Source organism: Cytophagaceae bacterium (assembly GCA_016722655.1).
Classification (GTDB): Bacteria; Bacteroidota; Bacteroidia; order Cytophagales; family Spirosomataceae; genus Leadbetterella.
This window is the reverse complement of the sequence record JADKIR010000005.1, coordinates 585,380-605,815: the sequence shown is the minus strand read 5'-3', so window position 1 is coordinate 605,815 and position 20,436 is coordinate 585,380. Positions and strand designations below refer to the sequence as shown.

22 protein-coding genes and 1 pseudogene are annotated in these 20,436 nt (G+C 34.5%); 11 read left to right on the top strand and 12 right to left on the bottom strand.

The window, feature by feature from the left end; genetic code table 11:
• Nucleotides 1-59: 59 nt before the first annotated feature.
• Genes IPP61_18555 through IPP61_18545 form a run of 3 tightly spaced genes read left to right on the top strand, consistent with a single transcriptional unit; the run spans nt 60 to nt 1,672 of the window.
• Complete coding sequence (locus IPP61_18555) at nt 60-845, top strand: PAS domain-containing protein (GenBank protein ID MBL0327133.1); 786 nt, start codon at nt 60-62, stop codon at nt 843-845.
• A 35-nt stretch (nt 846-880) separates the two neighbouring features.
• The gene (locus IPP61_18550; GenBank protein MBL0327132.1) at nt 881-1,225 is read left to right on the top strand and encodes a hypothetical protein; all 345 of its coding nucleotides are present in this window, start codon (nt 881-883) and stop codon (nt 1,223-1,225) included.
• Between the two features lie 30 nt (nt 1,226-1,255).
• Nucleotides 1,256-1,672 (top strand): helix-turn-helix transcriptional regulator, encoded by a 417-nt coding sequence (locus tag IPP61_18545; protein ID MBL0327131.1) that lies wholly within the window; start codon nt 1,256-1,258, stop codon nt 1,670-1,672.
• Nucleotides 1,673-1,738: 66 nt separating this feature from the next.
• On the opposite strand, the gene IPP61_18540 is transcribed toward IPP61_18545, so the two are convergent.
• From IPP61_18540 to IPP61_18530, 3 genes are all read right to left on the bottom strand, one after another.
• Complete coding sequence (locus IPP61_18540; GenBank protein ID MBL0327130.1) at nt 1,739-2,071, bottom strand: LytTR family transcriptional regulator; 333 nt, start codon at nt 2,069-2,071, stop codon at nt 1,739-1,741.
• Between the two features lie 4 nt (nt 2,072-2,075).
• A complete protein-coding gene (locus IPP61_18535; GenBank protein ID MBL0327129.1) occupies nt 2,076-4,430 on the bottom strand; it encodes a hypothetical protein in 2,355 nt (784 codons plus the stop codon).
• 104 nt (nt 4,431-4,534) lie between these two features.
• Nucleotides 4,535-5,284 carry a hypothetical protein gene (locus IPP61_18530; protein ID MBL0327128.1) on the bottom strand — a complete coding sequence of 250 codons (750 nt, stop codon included), beginning with the start codon at nt 5,282-5,284 and terminating at the stop codon, nt 4,535-4,537.
• 152 nt (nt 5,285-5,436) lie between these two features.
• Here IPP61_18530 and IPP61_18525 point away from each other — a divergent pair, with 152 nt between their 5' ends.
• On the top strand, nt 5,437-7,302 hold the full coding sequence (locus IPP61_18525) for a sensor histidine kinase (GenBank protein ID MBL0327127.1): 1,866 nt from the start codon (nt 5,437-5,439) through the stop codon (nt 7,300-7,302).
• Nucleotides 7,303-7,336: 34 nt separating this feature from the next.
• Here IPP61_18525 and IPP61_18520 read toward each other — a convergent pair whose 3' ends face one another.
• Both IPP61_18520 and IPP61_18515 read right to left on the bottom strand, forming a co-directional pair.
• Complete coding sequence (locus IPP61_18520; GenBank protein MBL0327126.1) at nt 7,337-7,681, bottom strand: hypothetical protein; 345 nt, start codon at nt 7,679-7,681, stop codon at nt 7,337-7,339.
• 71 nt (nt 7,682-7,752) lie between these two features.
• Nucleotides 7,753-8,382, bottom strand: a complete 630-nt coding sequence (locus tag IPP61_18515) for a response regulator transcription factor (GenBank protein MBL0327125.1) — start codon at nt 8,380-8,382, stop codon at nt 7,753-7,755.
• A gap of 160 nt (nt 8,383-8,542) precedes the next feature.
• Here IPP61_18515 and IPP61_18510 point away from each other — a divergent pair, with 160 nt between their 5' ends.
• The 7 genes and pseudogenes from IPP61_18510 (at nt 8,543) to IPP61_18480 (ending at nt 15,469) form a co-directional block, all read left to right on the top strand.
• Nucleotides 8,543-9,427: a 4-hydroxy-tetrahydrodipicolinate synthase gene (locus IPP61_18510; GenBank protein ID MBL0327124.1), complete on the top strand. Its 885-nt coding sequence runs from the start codon at nt 8,543-8,545 to the stop codon at nt 9,425-9,427.
• Between the two features lie 13 nt (nt 9,428-9,440).
• Nucleotides 9,441-10,045, top strand: a pseudogene (locus IPP61_18505) (phosphatase PAP2 family protein).
• 205 nt (nt 10,046-10,250) lie between these two features.
• The gene (locus IPP61_18500) at nt 10,251-10,868 is read left to right on the top strand and encodes a cation-translocating P-type ATPase (protein MBL0327123.1); all 618 of its coding nucleotides are present in this window, start codon (nt 10,251-10,253) and stop codon (nt 10,866-10,868) included.
• The gene (cadA, locus tag IPP61_18495; GenBank protein MBL0327122.1) at nt 10,862-12,589 is read left to right on the top strand and encodes a cadmium-translocating P-type ATPase; all 1,728 of its coding nucleotides are present in this window, start codon (nt 10,862-10,864) and stop codon (nt 12,587-12,589) included. Before IPP61_18500 ends, cadA begins: the two co-directional genes overlap by 7 nt.
• Before the next feature lie 15 nt (nt 12,590-12,604).
• Nucleotides 12,605-12,808 carry a heavy-metal-associated domain-containing protein gene (locus IPP61_18490; GenBank protein ID MBL0327121.1) on the top strand — a complete coding sequence of 68 codons (204 nt, stop codon included), beginning with the start codon at nt 12,605-12,607 and terminating at the stop codon, nt 12,806-12,808.
• Nucleotides 12,809-12,987: 179 nt separating this feature from the next.
• Nucleotides 12,988-14,751: a hypothetical protein gene (locus IPP61_18485; protein ID MBL0327120.1), complete on the top strand. Its 1,764-nt coding sequence runs from the start codon at nt 12,988-12,990 to the stop codon at nt 14,749-14,751.
• Between the two features lie 154 nt (nt 14,752-14,905).
• Nucleotides 14,906-15,469 (top strand): hypothetical protein, encoded by a 564-nt coding sequence (locus IPP61_18480; GenBank protein MBL0327119.1) that lies wholly within the window; start codon nt 14,906-14,908, stop codon nt 15,467-15,469.
• A 17-nt stretch (nt 15,470-15,486) separates the two neighbouring features.
• Here IPP61_18480 and IPP61_18475 read toward each other — a convergent pair whose 3' ends face one another.
• From IPP61_18475 to IPP61_18445, 7 genes are all read right to left on the bottom strand, one after another.
• Entirely contained in the window at nt 15,487-15,999 is a 513-nt protein-coding gene (locus IPP61_18475) for a 2'-5' RNA ligase family protein (protein MBL0327118.1), read from the bottom strand.
• A 121-nt stretch (nt 16,000-16,120) separates the two neighbouring features.
• Complete coding sequence (locus tag IPP61_18470) at nt 16,121-16,276, bottom strand: hypothetical protein (GenBank protein ID MBL0327117.1); 156 nt, start codon at nt 16,274-16,276, stop codon at nt 16,121-16,123.
• An 86-nt stretch (nt 16,277-16,362) separates the two neighbouring features.
• The gene (locus IPP61_18465; protein MBL0327116.1) at nt 16,363-17,070 is read right to left on the bottom strand and encodes an SIMPL domain-containing protein; all 708 of its coding nucleotides are present in this window, start codon (nt 17,068-17,070) and stop codon (nt 16,363-16,365) included.
• A 216-nt stretch (nt 17,071-17,286) separates the two neighbouring features.
• On the bottom strand, nt 17,287-17,799 hold the full coding sequence (locus IPP61_18460; GenBank protein MBL0327115.1) for a hypothetical protein: 513 nt from the start codon (nt 17,797-17,799) through the stop codon (nt 17,287-17,289).
• 306 nt (nt 17,800-18,105) lie between these two features.
• Complete coding sequence (locus tag IPP61_18455) at nt 18,106-18,732, bottom strand: hypothetical protein (protein ID MBL0327114.1); 627 nt, start codon at nt 18,730-18,732, stop codon at nt 18,106-18,108.
• Between the two features lie 132 nt (nt 18,733-18,864).
• Nucleotides 18,865-19,041 carry a hypothetical protein gene (locus IPP61_18450; GenBank protein ID MBL0327113.1) on the bottom strand — a complete coding sequence of 59 codons (177 nt, stop codon included), beginning with the start codon at nt 19,039-19,041 and terminating at the stop codon, nt 18,865-18,867.
• 113 nt (nt 19,042-19,154) lie between these two features.
• Nucleotides 19,155-20,174 (bottom strand): virulence RhuM family protein, encoded by a 1,020-nt coding sequence (locus tag IPP61_18445; GenBank protein MBL0327112.1) that lies wholly within the window; start codon nt 20,172-20,174, stop codon nt 19,155-19,157.
• Nucleotides 20,175-20,436 lie beyond the last annotated feature (262 nt).

The following is a 20,436-nucleotide window of genomic DNA, read 5'->3' as shown; positions in this document are numbered from 1 at the left end:
TTTTATTTATTTTTACTAATAATCATCAAAAAACTAAAAAGAATAATTAACCAATATCCATGAAATTAAACCCCATATCAATTCCCGAAATCAACCAAAAGTTTTTAAGAGACGAAAAATTAGATGTTAAAAAATTTGAAGAGGAACTAAAACCTACAATTGAAACCATCAGCAATTTTGCCATTGGTCCTTATTATTGGCTAATTCCTGACCAATCAAATATGACTATAGTGGCGGCAAGTCCAAACACTCAAGATTTGACTCCATACAGATGTGAAGAATGGATAAATAAAGATGTATTTTTTTGGTTTGAGACTATGCATCCAGAGGACAGAGAGTTTGTGGCTTCTTCTTTGGCACTTTCGATTGAGTTGCAAGAAAGTTTGCCTTTAGAAAAAGCTGAGTTGGTTCAAATGAATATTTACCTTAGAATGTTGGATAAAGACAAAAACTTCAGGTGGGTGCTGATGCAGTTTCCGAAGCGACTGTTTAATGAAAATGGTAAAGTAATTAGTACACTTATTTTAGTCACCGATTTATCTCATTTTCCGAAGAATTTCTCAAGGATGCTTACTTTGATTGATGCTTCAAATAAAAAAAGCATCTTTTTTGCTACCCAAGTTGACAATAAAAAGTTCATTTCACTTGACATTCCACAAATCTCTAAAAGAGAATTAGAAATACTCCAGCTTATGGTAAGAGGACTAAATTCTCCTCAAATTGCCGAAAACTTGTTTTTGTCATATCACACTATTGAAAACCATAAACGAAACTTAAGAAGAAAAACAAACACTAAAACAACAGCTGAATTAATAGATTTTGTTTGGCGTAATAATTTAATTTAATTTAATTTAGTATTTCCTAATTCATTTAAGAATTCATGAATAGACTAGACCCATTATCAGTTGACGAGTTTTATGCAATCGCCAAAAATGAAAATAAAATTGAAATTGGCGATTTTGAGGAATATTTCTGCAAACAAATAGAGGATGCTTCCAATTATGCCATAGGTCCATATTTTTGGTTTATAGGCGATAATTCCACTTTATTGATTACAGCGGCTAGCAAAAATATTGGAGAACTCACTCCTTTTAGTCATGAACAATGGACTCAAGGCAATACTCTCTTTTTTGTTGAAAATATTCATCCTGATGATAGATTTTATGTGTTATCCGCTTTCAAATTGGCAGTGGAAAAAATTGAACAATTACCCGTAGAAAGGTAAACTCAAGTAAGACTAAACATTTACGCCAGAATGTTGAATACTGTAAATGATTACCGCTGGGTTTTGATTCAAATGCCCAAGCTTTATGTAAATGCCCAGGACAGAACAACAGTTGGTTTTGTTTTAATCACTGATTTGTCACATTTGGTTTTTTCCAATAGACCAATTTTGATGACCCTTACCGATAAAATAAATAACCAAAATCAATATTTTCATATCGCCGAAGATTTGACTTCACTTGTTAGCGTCAATTTGCCAAATATCACCAAAAGAGAGCAAGAAATTCTTCAGTTAATGGCTAAAGGCTTAAATTCTCCTGAAATAGCCGAAAAACTTTTTTTATCTTATCACACTGTAGAAAATCACAAGAGAAATCTAAGGCAAAAAACTAATACCAAAACTTCAGCTGAACTCATAGATTACGTTTGGCGAAACAATTTGATTTGATAAATAAATCAAATTTGAAATACCCAAAATGTCAAAGAACTTTATTTTTTAATGTGCAAGCTTTTTTTAAATCCAGCTTTTTTTCCAAGCTTTTTCTCTTCTTCTCGAAAAGACAATTTTTCTTTCCCCAGGAAGAAATAGGGTCTGATTTTCTATTCTTCCTACCAAGTCTATATTTACAATACTCTGGCGATTGATTCTAACAAAATTTTTGAATGGCAAAAGCCTATTTTCAATGATTTTGAGCGTAGTAGAACTCAATATTTTCTTGCCATTGGCCAAAATAATTTGTGTATAATTCAAATCCGATTCCAAATGCAAAATCTCATTTGGAGCGAGATATTTGCGACTGCCCACATGTACTTGCGGGCAGTTTTCGATGTATTTTATTGTTTCCATGCTTTTATTCTTCGTAGGTAATAAGGATTTTAATGTCTTTACTTAAAATATTTGCACTATTTCCCGTTGTATTTACTATAAAAACATTTCCACCATCATATTGATATGAAAATTCATATCCAGTCGAACCAGTATATCCATTACCTATCCAAGCATCTGCATTGGCACCATTGTATCTTACCATTACATTAATAGAAAGAATTTTTGAGGGAGTAAGTCCATGCGGGATACTAACGTTTCCACCTTGTGATGATGCTGAGGTGCCTGTCAGTTTTTTCATTTTTACAGAAGGAACACTTGCTTCGTAGCCACCCAGTTTTGTATATCCCAGTATTATAGCATTGTTTTTTACGCTAGCTTTTCCATTTATTCTAAGGCTGTCAGCTGCAAAATCTCCATAAATTAGAGCGTTATTTTGGTTTGCTGTAGTATTTTCAATATATAATTTATTAGATCCGAGTTCGTTAGCTCCTGAATTATCTCCAATAAACACATTCCCTGCTCCATTTATGTTATATTGACCAGCATTTACCCCTAGTCCTACATTTTGATTTCCTTTATTATTGACAAGTGATTGGAAGCCAACAGCAACGTTATTAAAGCCTAATATGTTATTGTTTAAAGAGGCCTTTCCTAATGCAGTATTAAAATATCCTCCATTTAGTGAATTTAGAGATCCATGACCTAAAGCTGTATTTCCATTTCCTGTTTGGTCAGAGGTTAAAGCTTCCCAACCAACTGCTGTATTTTCATTTCCAGAAATATGATTTGCTAAAGCCTTAGATCCTACACTAGTATTCGCAATACCGATTGTATTAGACTTTAATGATTCAAAGCCAACAGCTGTATTTCCCCAACCTAATGTATTGGCATACAAAACTTTGCTGCCGACTGCCGTATTTGCAGTTCCTTGTTCAGGTGAAATTGCATTTTTCCCATTATTTGCTAAGGTAGAGTCTCCAATCGCAACTAAAAAACTGCGTCCATTTTGGTTCCTTGTCATTGATTTAGTACCAATTGCAACATTATTATTTCCACCTCCATTGTAGTAAAGTGCCCAAAGTCCGATTGCTGTATTGTCATTTCCACTAGTAAAATTTAAAGCATGTGCACCAATAGCAGTATTATTGTTTCCCTGACTGCCTCCCATTGCTTGATCTCCAAAAGCAGAATTATGTCCACCTGAAATATTATTAGAAAGGGCACCCATGCCAAAAGCCGCATTATCACTCCCATTTATATTTAATTTCATAGCTTCAAAACCAACAGCCGTGTTATCTAATCCAATTGTATTTGCGTACATAGATTTGCTACCTACGGCTGTATTTCCTCTTCCATGTTCGGGTAATGTTGCTCCAACTGTATTGTTTGCTAGAGAGGAATCACCAATTGCTACTAAAAAGCTGCGACCGTTATTTCTGTAAAGTGCTTTGCTTCCTACTGCTACATTATTGTTTCCTGATTGATTTAGATTCAAAGCAAATTGTCCAACCGCGGTATTATCATTTCCTTGGTTTTGTTGCATACTGTGGCTTCCAATTCCAGTATTTCCATGTCCATCAGCACTATATTCTAAAACATGTCCCCCAATTCCTACATTATTATATCCAGATTGATTGCCGAACATCGCTAAATCCCCCATTGCAGTATTGTGCCATCCAAACGTGTTGCTATATAATGATCTAAAACCTATTCCTACATTATCAGACCCATTAATATTTTGTTTTAAGGTTTGGTATCCTATTCCAACATTTGCTAAACCAATAGTCGTATTCTGCATTGAATTTTGCCCAACAGCAACGTTAAATTTTCCATGGTCAGGATTAAATATTCCTGCTCCTAATGACATTAAAGAGGAATCTCCAATTGCAATTGCACCACCATTAATATCAATTGCATTTTTCAATGCCCCTGAGCCAATTCCTATATGACTTCCTTTGGACTGCGTCAAAGTATTTCCAGCATTTTGTCCAATAAGAATATCTGAACCTTTATTTGCTCCAGTACTTGGAAATATTCCACCAAAGGGTAAATTATTTACTTTTATCTTCATTGGCTGTAAATCAGTAGTTCCTAAGAAATTACTAGTAGGATTTGTTCCCGCATTTCCTGTCAAATTCCATGCATTTGCCGAGCCATTGGTATTTACCCATGCGGTTCCATTATAAATCCAGTTGGATGATGTTCCTATGTTATATACCATCATACCTTGTGTTGGAGATGTAATTGTTGAGGTAATTAATGCCAAATTGGCGTACCTAGGTATTTTGACACTTTTGGAGTCTAATTCAACGGCCTGCTGGGCCTTAATTGAAAAAGCAAAAATGAAAAGTGTTAATGTGAGTAAGATCTTTTTCATGTTTAATAAAGTTTAATTTTTTAACAAAACTCAGATTTACTTTTCAATCCTGAAATGACAGATATCTGTCATTTTTGACTGAAAATCAGAGTTTTAGGAAGATTTTATCGATTTGAGTAAGTTACCGTTACAGGGAAAAACTCAATTTTCACAATTCGGGTGTCGTCGTTGCAGTTGTTGTCATCGCTGATATCATCACCGCCAGTGTCGCCTACTATATGGAAGAATTTCACAAGCGTACCTTCAGTAGCCGGAACTTTTATTACAGTATTTCCATTATTAATGGCGGTATTGATCAGGTTTTTTAGAGCAGCTCTGTCTTCTCTTTTGATGCCATGCATCTCAAATATCTTTTTTTCGATATCTACACCGTCCAGAAAAGTATGGAATGCATTGGCAACGTCTTGGCCTGGCAATAAAAACTGAAATCCAGCCGCTGGGCTAATGAATTGGGTTCTTGAGGCCATGTCAGAATTTATAGCCATGATTTTCTTGCCATAAGGTACATCAAACACTTTCTTTGACCATTTCCCTGAAGTAGTACTGAAATCTTGCACCGTCTCTATTGCCGAAAAAGTGATATCTGCCCATACTTCGGTGCCATTGTTGGCCAATCTTAGTTTCACTTCAGATTTTACTTTTGGCCCATGGCCTCCAAATTCTCTGTCGCCACGTTCCAATCTGCTTGGGCAAAGCCATTCGTCTATGTTTTCCAAATTGATTTTCTCTTGTTTTGATGAGGCAGTTCCAGTTGCTTTTAAAATGTTTTTATTAGACTGAAAAACAGCAGGATTTTGTGCAAATGTTGAAGCTGAAATGAGAAATATGATACTTAAAATTCTTAACGTTTTCATGATTTAAAAAGATTTTGTTTTGTTATCGAAATAATATTACAAAATTGCAGAAGCTTTAAATCGTAGAAAATCCTTCTTATTGAGGATTTGGTATCCTATGATTTGGGGATATTTTGAAATAGAGTTTTACCCTGACTATTAAATTGGAATAAATGAAAACATTAATTTTCTTGCTTTTATTAATTACCACTTTGAATGGCCAAATACAAGCACAGTCAAAAAAAACTATTGATAGTCTGAGGGCAAAGTTGCCAGAGATTGAAAAGAATGACACCACTTTTTTTACTACTAATGCTACTTTTTTTATTCCGTATTATTTCAAAAACAATATAGATTCAAGCATTTATTTTATTGAAAAATCTATTTTTATCAGCAAAAGAAATAAGTGGATAGAAAGCGAGATTGGTACTTTGAATAATTTGGCATTTGCTTATACTAAAAAAGGTTTATACTTTAAGTCAATTGATATTAATTATAAGGCACTTATGCTTGCTGAGCGAGAAAAGAAACAAGCATTTGCATATTTAATAAAGAGGCTTTTAGGTGAATCTTACATGAGTTTGGGTCAATACCCAATGGCGGAGTCTTTATTGAAATCTTCTTACCTCGATGCTATAAAAAATGGTGATGAATATGAACAATTGGCAAATTTGAATCAACTTGGAAATCTATATAAAGAGCAAAAAAGATACATTGAAGCGGAAGCTTATTACAAGAAAGCCCTGCCGATTGCCATTAAAATGAATGATAAACATACTTTGGGTGTTGCGTATCATAATTTAGCATTGTCATTAAGCTTACAGAAAAAAACAAAAGAGGCTTTACAGTTATTCGAGAAGAGTTTTGCCCTTCATAAATCAGAAAATTCTTACTATTCATTAGGAAATTTAAATGTTGACTTGGCTGAATTGTACCATTCAACCGGAGATTTTAACAAGTCTAATAAATTTGCCTCGGATGGAATAAAAAATGGCAAATTGAGTAATTCAGAAAGAGTAATATCAAATGGAAATTATTGGTTATACAAAAATTATAGTGCACTTGGTCAGAAAGAAAAGGCACTTGCCGCTTTCGAAAAATACATTTCTTTAAACGATAGTTTGAATAAATATGAATTTGATAAAAGAATCCAATCTCTTCAATATGAATATGATATCAGTAAAAAAGAAACCAAAATTTCAAGTCAAAATGTTGAGATTTTGAAAAAGACAAATGAAAATTTAATCCTCCAAAAAAACAGAAGTTTTATTATCGGTATTACAGTTATTATTCTTTTAATAGCGGCGTTTTTATTTTATAATCGTTGGCAACTTAAAAAACTAAATTCCGTACTAGATGATAAAGTGAAGGTTCGAACGCAGGAACTTATGCAAGCAAATGCGGATTTGATTCGAAAAAATGAAGAAATAAGTCAGGCACTTTTTAAAGGTCAAAATATAGAAAGGAAACGCGTTGCTAGCGAGCTGCATGATAATTTAAGTAGCTTACTGTCAGCATTGAAGATGAATTTAGGAGCCTTAGATACTCGGAATTATAGTGATGCTGAAAAGAAAATTTACGGAGGATTGAAGTCAATGCTAGCTGATGCTTATACCGAAGTTAGAAATATTTCACATAATATTTTGCCTGGTGAACTCGAGAAAATGGGACTGGCGGTAACGATTGAAAATTTGGTTAAGAAACTTAATCTAAATGGAATTATCAATTTCGAATTCTTAAATCAAACTTCTGAAAGAATTGACTCAAAAATAGAGTTTAATTTATATAGTATTTTTTTTGAATTGATCAATAATGTAATCAAACATTCGGAGGCAAAAAATGTTACAATTGAGCTGAAATACACACAGATAGCTGCAGTTTTAAACATCAAAGATGATGGGGTTGGATTTAGAAAAACTGAAAAAAATAGTCAAGGATTAACCAATATTCAGAATCGCGTTAAAGCATTGAATGGTAATGTTAATTTCAATAGCGAATATCAAAAAGGGACTGAAGTTTTTGTTTCAGTCCCAATATAAAATGCTAAAAAAAATAATTCTTTTTAGATTATCCTTAGTGATTTGAACGTACCTCAAATCCCTCGACAAAGTATTCAAGTTTTGGAGGTACCCCTATGACTTTTGGAGGAAGGCCTTCAGTTCCTTTCGAACCAACTCTGAAATTTTTAAATTTAGGCATTTTTAATGCTTTATAATCCTCATCTGATAAGGAAATGAGTATTTCATCTTCAGTTGATTTTTTGCCTGGTACATAAAACAAAACAGCACTTTTTGGAATTTTATACTCCTTTGGTTTTAAAAGCGGTTTGGGATTTGCCAAAAAAATGGTAATAAAATTATCATTTGGGCTATGGTAAATCTCTCCTTTGAATCTTAAAAAAACAGTTTCTTTACTCATGGTGATATTTTTTTTTTGATGTAAAATTCAATCGTTTTAATTCTTAAATCAATCCCCAAATTTGAGGATTTTTATATAATTCCAAACTTTATGGCAAATTTCACGAGCCCAACTGATGAATTTACGCCGATTTTTTGGAACAAATGTTTCCGGTGAGTTTCTACGGTACTCGGGCTAATGAAAAGTTTTTCTGCAATTTCAGTTCCTGACATTTCAGCCACAATAAGTTTCAAAACCTCTATTTCTCTTTGCGAAAGCTCTACTTTAGGCAGTTCTTCAGCCATTTCTTCGTTCTGAATTTCTGCCAATTTATCCATTGCCAGATCATTGTAGTAGCGTTTTCCTTTAGCCAAATTAAAAATCGCTGCTTCTAATTCTTCTTTTTCGGCACTTTTAAAAATATAGCCCATCGCTCCGGCCCGCAAGGCATCTTTGATGGTTTCGCCTTCTTCTGATACAGATAAAACCAAAATTTTTATGGATGGATATTGCGTCTTTACTTTGATAGTCAACTCAATTCCGTTCATGATTGGCATACCAATGTCAGTCATGATGATATCAGGAATCTGTTTTTCCAAAAATAGCAAAGCATCTCTTCCGTTGGCAGTTTTTCCTATTACCTCTACACCATTAATTGTGCCTACCAATAATGCCAGGCTTTCGCACAAAATTTTATGGTCTTCCACAATCAGGATTTTCAGAGGATCTGGCATTTTTAGGTTTTGGGTTTGGATGCAAAATAATTGCTTTCGGACAAATATATTTAAATGTTTCAATAAATAGGAATTTAATAAGTACCATATTGCTCAAACTTCCTATTGGTTTTAAAAAAATCGTTAATTTTGTAAAAAAAATATAACAATGGAACACCGCCTTAGGGGAGTTGGGGTAGCTCTGATTACTCCTTTTGATGAAAACAATAACATTGATTTTGCCGGCCTGTTAAAACTGATGGAATTCAATGCTGAAAATGGCACCGATTACTTTGTAGTGAATGGTACCACCGGCGAGTCAGCTACCACTACCAACGAAGAAAAACTTGCACTTTTAGACTTTGTCAAAAAGAACAATCGCTGGAATCTCCCGATCGTATATGGCGTGGGGTCCAACAATACCGCCGATGTTATTCATAAGCTAAAAACCACCGATTTGAGTGGTGTGGAGGCTGTTTTGTCGGTGTGTCCTTATTACAATAAACCTTCACAGGCGGGTATCACGGCTCATTTTCAGGCCATTGCTGATGCCTCTCCGCTTCCTGTGATTTTATACAATGTGCCGGGTCGTACAGTGGCAACTATTCAAGTTCCTACTGCTGTTGAGTTGGCCAAACATCCCAATATCATCGGTCTGAAAGATGCCTCATGCAGCATGGAGATGGCTCTGGAGCTTACCAAAAAAATGCCTGAGAATTTTATTCTGCTTTCCGGTGACGACAACCTCGTTTCTCCTCAGATTAGTCTTGGTTTTCAGGGAGTTATTTCGGTTATAGCCAATGGTTTTCCGAAAGAATTTGCTGAAATGACTCACGCGGCACTTAATGGTGACTTCAAAACAGCCACTAAGATTCAGAACCGTTTCCATGATTTCGATACGTTGCTTTATGTTGAATCTAATCCTGTGGGTATCAAAATGGTGTGTGAAATCCGAGGAATTTGTGACGGAAGGGTACGATTACCTTTGGTAAAAGCCACCGATGGATTACGCCAGCAATTGATTGATTCCATGAAAAAAGAAGGATTTTTATAATTTGGAAAAATTCCTGAAAATATTACTCCTGTCCGGTTTTGGACTTGTGAACCAGCTTTCAGCTCAGGATTTGGATATTGAATTGCTCAGGAAAATTAACCTCAATCGATACAAACAATTTGATAATGAGCTGCAATTTATAAACCAATCAGCTGATTATGTAGCGGTAGGAGTGCCGGTCGTGATGTTGTCTGCCGGTTTTATAAAAAATGATGCAGCTTTGAAAAAGAAGGCTTCAATGCTGCTCTTTCGGTATTGGGTGCATATGGGGTCGGTTATGTTTTAAAAAAGAGCATCAACCGTGCCCGACCCTATGAAGATTACAAGGACATTCAGAATTTTGCAGTCGAAAATGACGCCTCATTTCCGAGCGGTGCTACCTCGGTTTCATTTGCCACAGCAACCAGCCTGTCATTGAGCTATCCCAAATGGTACGTAATTGTTCCATCTTATCTTTATGCAGGTACTGTTGGGTATTCGAGGCTACATTTGGGAGTTCATTATCCCTCCGATGTGCTCGCCGGGGCAGTATTGGGTGCGGGGTCGGCAGTGGTCAGTCGGGTATTAAATAAATGGGTTACCAATAATATCAGGAAAAAGAAAGTAAAATCGAACTGAAACAGCCTGTTTTTTGGTTTTAGTTTTATAATGGAAAATAGAAAAGAGAAAATATTATCCTATATAAAAAAGCTCGGTTGGGCAGGTTTTTTCTTTTTCTTGATAAAAGGCCTCACATTGTATGTTTTCCTGCCACTTTTGCTGGCAAATGGGCTCATAAACTGTGAATAAGTTGGACCTTATTTTCCTGTTTTTTCTGAAATAAATGGAAACATACCAAATAGATTTTGAAGAGCCGCTTGCCGATTCAAAACTTTCTATACTCAAAAGCACCCAATACAATACCAAAGATCAAATCGAATGGCACAAGGCCGGCTTGACCGTAAAATCTGATGACCTTTCTGAAATCCTGCCGGAAATAGTTCAAAACTTATTGGCCCAAAAAGTAAAGCTCAATTTGGTTTCTCAGACTTTCAAAGTACTCAACTACAGCTGTGCTGCTTGTGCCAACAGTGCCGAGACTGTCCTGAAATATGTCGATGGCGTGGTGAATTCTTCGGCCAACTATGCCAATCATTCTGCTTCCGTGACCTATTTGCCCCAACTAACTTCTCCACAGATATTTAAGGAAAGATTACAGGAAATAGGTTTTGATTTGATTCTCGAGAAAAGTTTTGATTTCGAAAAGGCTCAAAATCAGAAGTTTGAAAACCAGAAAAAAGAACTTTATCTCTCAGCATTTTTTGCTGTTCCGCTGTTTGTATTGGGTATGTTTTTTATGGATTGGCAATACATGCCACTGGTTTCCTTGATTTTAGCTACGCCGTTAGTGTTTTATTTTGGCCGTCATTTTTTTATCAATGCCTGGAAAAACTTTTGGTAAAAGATACCAATATGGACACCCTGGTGGCTCTCAGCACCGGTGTGGCATATCTGTTTAGTGTTTTCACCATGTTATTTCCTCATTCTTTTGGGCACCATGGGCATTCACAGGTATATTTTGAATCTGCAGGAATCGTCGTGTTTTTTGTTCTTTTGGGAAAATATCTGGAAGATTCAGCCAAAAACCGAGCCTCAGACGCCATCAAAAAACTGATGGAACTCAACTCCAGGTCTGTGAGGATAATTCAGGATGGAAAAGAATCCACTGGAAATGTAGAGGATATAGCTAAGGGACAGATTTTGAGGGTATTGGCAGGTGAAAAGATTCCACTGGATGGGGTGGTAATTTCCGGGTATTCACATGTGTCAGAAAGCATGATCAACGGTGAGCCACTGCCCAATCTCAAGCAAAAGGGTGACAAGTTATTTGCAGGTACACTCAATCAGGAGGGAGTTTTGGAGTTTAGCGTGGAGAAAATATTCACTGAAACCTATTTATCACAAATAATCAAGAAAGTTGAAGAAGCACTTTCCTCAAAAGCACCCGTTCAGAAAAAGGTAGATCAGGTCTCCAGGATATTTGTGCCAGTGGTAATCAGCATTTCTATTCTTAGTTTTCTGGTCTGGAATTTTGTCTTTCATAATTTTGATCTGGCCCTGCTTTCGTTTATCACGGTGCTTGTGGTCGCTTGTCCTTGTGCCATGGGCCTCGCTACTCCTACGGCTTTGATGGTGGGAATTGGCAAAGGTGCTGCTAATGGAATTTTAATCAAAAACGCCGAGTCATTGGAAAAAGCCGGGAAAATCACCGATTTGGTGTTGGATAAAACCGGAACACTCACTAAGGGGAAACCCGATATTATTACTGAAAAATGGTATGATTCGGCAGATATATACCGAAAAATCCTGGTTAACATAGAAAGAAACTCTACCCATCCCATGGCCAAAGCCATAGCCGGGCATTTTCCTGAAGAAAAAGAAATCAATATTGAACAAGTAGAAAACATAAGTGGAAAAGGGATAAAAGCTACTTTTGAAGGAAATAGTTATTGGGCAGGAAATGAGCAGTTTATGCTGGAAAATGGTGTAGAAATCACTGAAAAATCTAATGCCTCAATAATATATTTTGCAAAAAATAATACGCTCATTGCGGAATTTGAAGTGGGCGACACGCTCAAAACCAATGTAAAAGCCGACATCACCGCCTTGCAAAGAATGGGAATCAAACTTCATCTGTTGTCGGGTGATAAACATTTGGTGGTAAAAGACTTAGCGAAAACTCTGGGCATAGATCAGGCTGAAGGCGAAGTTTTGCCCGACCAGAAAGGAGAATATGTACAAAAACTGAAAGAAAACGCCGATATGGTTGCGATGGTGGGTGATGGTATCAATGATGCAGTCGCACTTGCCGAAGCCGATGTTTCGATTGCGATAGGGGAGGGCTCTGACGCAGCCAAAGAAGTGGCAGACATCACGCTGCTCGGCACGGATATTTCAACCATAAAGAAAGCCATCAGGTTGTCGAAATTTACGACCAGCACCATTTATCAAAATCTTTTCTGGGCGTTTATTTACAATACCCTTGCGATACCTGTTGCAGCCGGAATTTTGTATTTTTACAACGGATTTCTGATGTCGCCCATGCTGGCGAGTGCAGCCATGGCCATGAGCTCGGTGTCGGTTGTGAGCAACAGCCTCAGATTAAAATTTAAAAAACTTTAAAATACTTTTTCAAACATGAAATTCAAAACCAATATCAATTGCAATAACTGTGTAGCCAAAGTACAAACCACGCTTGACGGACTCGTAGGTGCAGGAAACTGGCAGGTTGATATCAACAATCCTGAAAAAATCCTTGATATCAAAAACCTTGAAGTTGCCGCTCAGGACGTCACCAACAAACTCAAAAGAATCGGTTTTTCAGCGGAGGAAGTGGGGTGAGAGATTTATCAAATTCAGTTTTTTATTAGATAGATAAATTTAAATATTATTTTTTTTGTAATTTTAATTATTATTTATTCCTTAAAGAAGAATGAAATCTGAATTTGCTTAATCTTAAATTTAGGGCCCTCTTTTAAGGGTTAAACAATGTTTTTTTATATAAAATTCTACAAATTTTTATGAGCCATCAATTTTTTAAAATTAGATATTTTCACACATTGATAATTCTATTTTTTGCTTTAGTGTTATCCCCTTCCCGTTTGGCTGCTCAGGTTCCTGAAATCGTAAAATCAAAAAAAATCCCCATGAACTTGGTATTTGAAAAATTCTTTTATCAAAATCAATGGGGAAGAAATTTACAGGGGGCTTACTATGATGAAGTTGTTGATTTTATTGAACTGGATAATGGATATATATTAGGTTTAAAAAGTTCTACTATTGATAATATTTTAAAAATAAATCCAATTTTTGGCGATTACGATTATTGGGTAATTAGGATTGATTTTAGTGGTAATATTATTTGGGAGAAAACATTTGGTGGAAATTATTCCGATGTATTGGTGAAACTTAAAAAATTGTTAGATGGAAATATTTTGTTAATTGGCGATAGTTATTCAAATTCATCAGGGTCTAAATCAGAAAACCAGAGATGGTCCTCTGACTTTTGGGTTGTTAAAATTGATCAAAATGGAAATCAATTATGGGATAAAACAATTGGCTCCCTCGGTGTGGACAATGTCTCAGATTGCCTAGAATTGCCTGACCAAAATTTAATCTTTTTTGGAACTACTAATCTAACCCAAAATGGTTATGAGAGGAATTCGATTGGCTACGGAGGTAGTGATTTTTGGCTGGTTAAAACTAATAATTTTGGTCAATATCTAACTGATTTTCGTTTCGGAGGGGATAATGATGATTATTTGAATAATGCAATTTTTGGAAATGAAAATAATATTTTAATGGTAGGTATAAGTTATTCTGGACAAAGCGGAATTAAGACAACTGATACCTACGGTGCAGGAGATATTTGGATGCTAAGTATTGATTACAACTTTAATATTATTTGGCAAAAGAATTTTGGGGGAAATTCTTTTGAAACGGGACGTAGGATATTAAAAGCTAATAATTGTTATTATATCGGGGGTGTTTCTAGTACAAATATTAACGGAAGTAAAACTTCACCCAGATATGGAGATGTTGATTTTTGGTTAATAAAAATTGATAATCAAGGTAATCAAATTTGGGATAGGACATGTGGAGGTACATCTGAGGAGTTTATATCAGACATGACAATAAACCCTTTAGAAGAAGTTTATATTACTGGATTTACAAGATCTGGAAGATCTGGAAATTTATCATCGGGTAGAATAACATCCACAAATGATGTTTTGGTCGCAAAATTTGATTCAAAAGGTAATATTTTATTTGATAAAAGACTAGATGGCTATTTTAGATCAAATTGTTGGAATAACACCAAAAGGATTCTTTTTAATCATGAAAATAAAATTTTTGCATTCGGAGATTACTGTGAAATGGGATTAATGCAGATATGGACGGAATATGATCCTATAGATTCGGATTTCTTCTGTAAAAATGATAGTATTTATTTAAGTATAAAAAATTGTAATCAGCAAGTTAGTTGGGAAAATTTGGGAAATAGCTCAATTGTTTTATTTAAACCAGCAATACCTGCAATTATTAATGCCAACTGTGGTCCAATTCAATTAAATGCTCAAATTAATCTGTTTGAAAATGAAATTTTTCTTACCAATTCGATAATTGACACAGCAGTTAATGCAAAATATAGAATTGTTTCTCCATCAAATCTGACTACTCCAACTACATTTATATCCAACCATATAATTGAATTGTTGCCTGGATTTAATTCTAATTCAAATCTTTTTGAAGCCAGGATTAAAGACATCTGCATAAATTCTAATTAAATTGTTTATTCTAAAATTCCAATAGAATGTTCTTAAGGTTTGATTTTTTGTATCAGTGATTTTATGTTAGCGGTAATTTGGCTCAAAGAAGATTGATTCAGTTGAAATATAGTAATGAAGAAAAAGAGATTGATTGACCCCAAAAATATCACCTATGCTAAAATTAAAATACTTACCAATACTTCCAATTATTATTAGTGCTTTGGCGTGTAATAGTATTGAGAAAAAAGAGGAAAAGGTTGGTGAAATTTCAATAAATGGACTTTACACATTTGCCCAAACTTCTGATCCTAAATTATGCAATCCTGATTCTATTATTGGTTCTGACTGTGCCGGAGGTTATTTGTATTTTTCAGAAAACAAGAAAGTCATTTATACTTTTGATTGTTTTGGGTCTGATGTTACTTCTTATGAATTAGGGACTTATGAAATAATAAATTCCGAAATTAAATGCGAGTTTACCAGGATGTTTGAGTATCCTGAGGATATTGAAAAGGGTTTAAAAAATCAAAAAGGAAACAGAAGGATTATTGAATTAGTAAAATCGGACATTAAAATTATTAAACCCACAAAATGCCAAAATTTTCCATTTTCCTTTAGTTTTACTTTTCAGGGTGAAAAGCTGCTTAATTATGTTTTGAAGAAAGAAGATTCAAGTTTGAATAATGATTTTATAAATGATTTAAAGCAAGTTGATGTATTGAAAGAATATTTGTAATTCAAAATATCAACCTTCTATTGCCATTTTCTCAAATCATATTCATCCAAAATCCGCCATGGACCACCATTTTCTTGTTCGATAAGACTAATTTTATTAAAAGTAAACTTTGAAGGCAAATCCATTTTAACCACTTCATCAAATATGGCATCGGTGCAGGTTGAGTTTCTGGGATGCATTAAGGTAATATGAGGTTCTTGTGCTCTTGGCTCGGCGATGATTTCGTTCAAGATTTGTTTTCGTAAATTATCAAATAACGGATGCTCAGCTTTTGCAGGCAGAAAAAGCCCTTTGCCATTTTCAAACCGTTTGATTTTTTCAAATTCTATCTCAAACGCCTGATAATCAATGGCAATTAAGTTTGATTTTACTTTTTCCAGATTTTCAATTTCATCTTCGCGGCAAAGAGTTACATGGGCTTTGATTAGCCGAAATTGTGCCGGGTTATAGGTTTTCCTTATCTTTTCAATTTTTTCAGCGTCATTGGGCTCTAAAAATAAGGTGAGCTGTCTTCGTATTTTGTCATTCATTTTTGGATGTTCCTAAACTGCTCAAAGATAGGGTTTTTGAGGAAATTCCAGTTAAAGACAGGGATATGAACAGTGAAAACTGGCTCAACTTATACAAAATACTTTTGTTATAATTCTCTGACTATTTCTCGGCAGGCATTGGGTAATAATGAAACGCTAAATAAGCAATCTTCCATTCTCCGTTTTCTTTTTCGAGAATTCTGGTTTCCAATGATTTTCCGAGAAACTTACGGGTATCTTTTTCATAGGAGTTTTGCTCAAAAGTGTACCAGGCCATGTAGTTTGTAATGCGAAAGTTCTCATTGATCCGTTCCTCAGTTTAAATATTTCCGCTTCGTGCAAAAACGCATTAATAATTCTTATTTATTTCAAAACAAACTTAACACTTACAAAGGCAGAAATCTTTATTTTTTCAAATTCAATTTTAGGTTGTTCATATTTCTTTTTGTTTTTATTAGAATAACCTGAAACTACAACACCATGCAAAGCTCCTTCAAAACCATTATCAAATTTTGCTTCATTATCAAAAATATGAATCGCATTTCCAATGCTTTGGGAAATTGGCCTTGTCATCGCAGTAGCTTTATCATATGCGTTTTTGATGGCTTTAGTTCTACAATAATTCATAAATTTTTCAAAGTCAGAGTGTTCGGTTTTTTCAATAGAGATATTTGAAATGCCAATATTTTCTAATTCAAGTAAAACACCACTTGCTGTGGCAGCTTCTTTCACGATCAAAATGTATTCCTTAGATTTAAGTATGTCTTTATTTTTTAGAAAATAAGATTTGTAATTACTCAACTCATCGCGAGTGGTTAAATCCTCTTCAATATTGATATTTAAAGTTTTGAGTGAAGTTAACATCTTTTCTTCTAGCTCTTCTATTGAAATTTTGTCACGACTATCCTTTTCAGATATTATTATTTTTAGATAAATACGGTTGGGGGTTACTAGTGTGTCAGCTTCCCCAGCAACTTCAATATATGGTTGGTCTATGAAGTTTTTAACTTGACCAAATGCATCAGAAAGAAATATGGTTGAAAGAATTAATGTAAATATTGATTTATTCATTTTGATTAACAGTTGTTTAGGTTAGATTATTTTAATTACAAAAAATTTAATTTGTGATCAGTAATCTTCGGTTATTTTTAGTTGCATTTTAGAAATACAATTATAAAAAAAAAATCCATGACATTTCAACTCATTTAATAATAAAATTTGTGCGATTCAGAATTCTAAAGAAAACTGGCTCAACTTATACAAAATACTTTTGTTATAATTCTCTGACTATTTCTCGGCAGGCATTGGGTAATAATGAAACGCTAAATAAGCAATCTTCCATTCTCCGTTCTCTTTTTCGAGAATTCTGGTTTCCAATGATTTTCCGAGTAACTTACGGGTATCTTTTTCATAGGAATTTTGCTCAAAAGTGTACCAGGCCATGTCGTTTGAAATGCGAAAGTTCTCATTGATACGTTCCTCAGTTGAACCCTTCCAAAGGGTTTCATTGGCATCAAATTGTTTTTTCTTTTCTGCTGCTAAAGGTTCAAAGCCGATGTAAGAAACGACTTTTTCATCGTATCCTTCCCAATAGCCAAATTTCCTGAAAGCCGACGATTGCAGATAGGTACTTTTCCAGGCTTCGAAATCTTGTTTATAATATGATTCCGTTTCTTTAGCGATTACTGCCTGAATCGCAGCTTTCTCCTTTTCAAAATCAAGTGCCACCGTCGCAGAATTGTACCGGGTACAACTTGTAATTAAAATCCAAATGCCAAGTAAATGAATAATTGTTTTCATGTCAATTAAGGTTTAATGTTAAAAATTAATAACTGTGATATTGATTTGAGCAGGCATAGCCTCCGAATTTTGCCCTTTGATTATATTACGAATGACAATATTCAAAAAAATACCCAACATTTTCACTTTTTTACTTCAGAAATATTTGAGAATCAGAGTCTTTGGGGAGATTTTGATTAGTAAATGACTTCATTTAAAAAGCTGCAGTATCACATTACGTTGGGTCAGACAGCTTGCCCTCTATTTCGAGGAAACCTGGGTCGTTGTCTTCTGACGTTCTTTATTAAAACTCGAAATTTTATCACCTTACATTTTTGATTGTCCAACCCAGACGTCTCCAACAGGAAATAAATACATGATTCCGTTTGCCTTTTCTATTTTTTTAATTGAATTTTCAATATTTTTTTTAAATCGTTTTTGGTCAGTGTTATATTCCTTTAAACTATCATAATTCTCTTTTGGAAAATTAATTTCCCAATCACTTATATTATCTAAATCAATTTTTAGGTCCCACTTTAAATCCATTAATTTTTTAGAAATTTTACCAAATTGAGAAGGATTGAATATAGTTTTTGAGTCTCCCGGTAAAAAAGCCTCGTTTTCGAAATAATCAATTTCTTCTTTTATCCCACAAACAACTTCACTTCGGCCTATTCTGGGTGAACAGAGCCAGATCGCTAAATAAAAGTCAATATTTAAATTGACTAATTCACTTTGCCAATCTTGAAAAACTTTAAAAAGAACCTCGGTTGTCTTTTGTTTGAGCTCACCAGAGGCAAGTTTGTCCTGACTGAATCCATAATAATCTTCCATTTGGAAGTATAAGCACTTATTTAACAAAAGTCTGTCTATATCAAAATGTGAATCTTTATCGCTTTTGTATTTATTTAAGCTTCTTAAATTTTTTTTGGCTCTAATTGTCCGTTTTTTCAAGGTATTTCGGGTTTTTAATTATTTAATTTATTTATAAGATTTTTCTAAAGGAACAGGACTTTAAATCCTTTTTCTAGTCTCGGAATGATTAGAAAGCAAAAACTGAAGAAGAGGATTTAAATTTGTAATTTCTTATTTCTTTAAAATTATTATTAATAAAATAAAACCGGCAGGCATTAAAATTACTCCTAAAATAAAAAACAAAGTATTTAAACCAAAAGGAAGTCTTACTGTGTAAGCAATTCCTCCCATCAACCATCCTAAAATTGTAAGTGCGACTGAGCCGGTAATTTTTAATCTTTTATTCATTTTATGTGTTTTTTCTCTTAATCATCTAATAAAATAAATTATCTAGTCATTTTTCGGTCAAAGTCCTTTTTGCACAAGTTTAATGACAAAAGATTTCTACACTTTAAATTTCATTATTTCTTTTTACCTAATGGTTTCAATGCTTTGAGTTTCTTGTTGGCTTGCTCAATGCTCGCAATAAACTGTTTCTCCACTTCCGATAGTTCATCTTCTGCCTTGCTTTGATAGACTTCGTATTCAGTCAATGCTCTATGTTGAGCTATTTCTGCCGAGATATTTCCTGCGTGGGTTAGTACATCTTGCCGGCTCATACTTATGAATCCATCAAGCACTTCAATCCAATCTTTCATATACATGGGTTTGCGTTGCATGGCGTTTACTTCAGCAATGTCTAAATAAGCAGAAACCAGGCGGTTTAACACTGCCAATTCTTCCTCAGAAAGGTAGTTTTTAGCCACCCCAATTTCCTGTTTGGTAGGTTTTTTTCCTTTAAATGAGGTCAATCCCATGAAAGGTAACTCGGCATTGGCTCTTTCAAAAATGATTTCGGCTGCTGTATGGCCGTGTGCAGCCCAATGTAACTTGTTTTGAACTGTTTGAAAAAACTGCTGGGTCATGTTCACCCGGGGATCATAGTCTAAACTTGTGGCGTATATCTCAAGTACTTTTCGATAGAATACCTTTTCTGACGAACGAATATCCCGAATACGGTCAAGCAATTCTTCAAAATAACCTCCTGTTTGCTTAAGCAAATCATCGTTCATTGTGAAGCCCTTAATCAGATATTCTTTAAGTCGCCCTGTTGCCCAAAAACGGAACTGGGTACCACGCAGCGATTTTACTCTGTAACCTACCGAAATGATTACATCCAGGTTATAGTGAATTACTTGATAATTTTTCCCATCAGCGGCAGTTGTTCGGAATTTCCGGACAACTGAATTTTCTTCCAACTCTTTTTCTTCAAAAATATGCTTTATATGTTCACTGATATTAGATTTTGATGACTGAAACAGTTCTACCATATCCGCTTGGGAAAGCCAAACGGTATCATTTTCTAAACGAACCTGAATTTTTAATTGCCCGTCGTCGGATTGATACAGCAATATTTCACCATTTGATTTTTCGGAAAGCATTCTTTTCAGAGTCTAAATTTTAAACGTGTTTTTTGGATACCCAAAGATTATGATTTATGTGCTTAAATTTATGGTTTTTTGTGCCAAAATTGATAAAAACTTATTGGTAAATAATTTTCTTCAATCAAAAAAATCCTGATTTATATATTTTTTCAAATTTTTTATTGCTTAATATTCTAACATAATTTGTTTTCTCTAAAAAATACTTCACATATCTTTTCTACACCTGAATAGAATATGGATTATCTTTTATTGGTTTTAG

Bases quoted from the DNA above. Each gene is read 5' to 3' on its own strand.
- IPP61_18555 (MBL0327133.1), top strand. From the start codon at position 60: ATGAAATTAAACCCCATATCAATTCCCGAAATCAACCAAAAGTTTTTA.
- IPP61_18550 (MBL0327132.1), top strand. From the start codon at position 881: ATGAATAGACTAGACCCATTATCAGTTGACGAGTTTTATGCAATCGCC.
- IPP61_18545 (MBL0327131.1), top strand. From the start codon at position 1,256: ATGTTGAATACTGTAAATGATTACCGCTGGGTTTTGATTCAAATGCCC.
- IPP61_18540 (MBL0327130.1), bottom strand. From the start codon at position 2,071: ATGGAAACAATAAAATACATCGAAAACTGCCCGCAAGTACATGTGGGC.
- IPP61_18535 (MBL0327129.1), bottom strand. From the start codon at position 4,430: ATGAAAAAGATCTTACTCACATTAACACTTTTCATTTTTGCTTTTTCA.
- IPP61_18530 (MBL0327128.1), bottom strand. From the start codon at position 5,284: ATGAAAACGTTAAGAATTTTAAGTATCATATTTCTCATTTCAGCTTCA.
- IPP61_18525 (MBL0327127.1), top strand. From the start codon at position 5,437: ATGAAAACATTAATTTTCTTGCTTTTATTAATTACCACTTTGAATGGC.
- IPP61_18520 (MBL0327126.1), bottom strand. From the start codon at position 7,681: ATGAGTAAAGAAACTGTTTTTTTAAGATTCAAAGGAGAGATTTACCAT.
- IPP61_18510 (MBL0327124.1), top strand. From the start codon at position 8,543: ATGGAACACCGCCTTAGGGGAGTTGGGGTAGCTCTGATTACTCCTTTT.
- IPP61_18500 (MBL0327123.1), top strand. From the start codon at position 10,251: ATGGAAACATACCAAATAGATTTTGAAGAGCCGCTTGCCGATTCAAAA.
- IPP61_18490 (MBL0327121.1), top strand. From the start codon at position 12,605: ATGAAATTCAAAACCAATATCAATTGCAATAACTGTGTAGCCAAAGTA.
- IPP61_18485 (MBL0327120.1), top strand. From the start codon at position 12,988: ATGAGCCATCAATTTTTTAAAATTAGATATTTTCACACATTGATAATT.
- IPP61_18480 (MBL0327119.1), top strand. From the start codon at position 14,906: ATGCTAAAATTAAAATACTTACCAATACTTCCAATTATTATTAGTGCT.
- IPP61_18475 (MBL0327118.1), bottom strand. From the start codon at position 15,999: ATGAATGACAAAATACGAAGACAGCTCACCTTATTTTTAGAGCCCAAT.
- IPP61_18470 (MBL0327117.1), bottom strand. From the start codon at position 16,276: ATGGCCTGGTACACTTTTGAGCAAAACTCCTATGAAAAAGATACCCGT.
- IPP61_18465 (MBL0327116.1), bottom strand. From the start codon at position 17,070: ATGAATAAATCAATATTTACATTAATTCTTTCAACCATATTTCTTTCT.
- IPP61_18460 (MBL0327115.1), bottom strand. From the start codon at position 17,799: ATGAAAACAATTATTCATTTACTTGGCATTTGGATTTTAATTACAAGT.
- IPP61_18450 (MBL0327113.1), bottom strand. From the start codon at position 19,041: ATGAATAAAAGATTAAAAATTACCGGCTCAGTCGCACTTACAATTTTA.
- IPP61_18445 (MBL0327112.1), bottom strand. From the start codon at position 20,174: ATGCTTTCCGAAAAATCAAATGGTGAAATATTGCTGTATCAATCCGAC.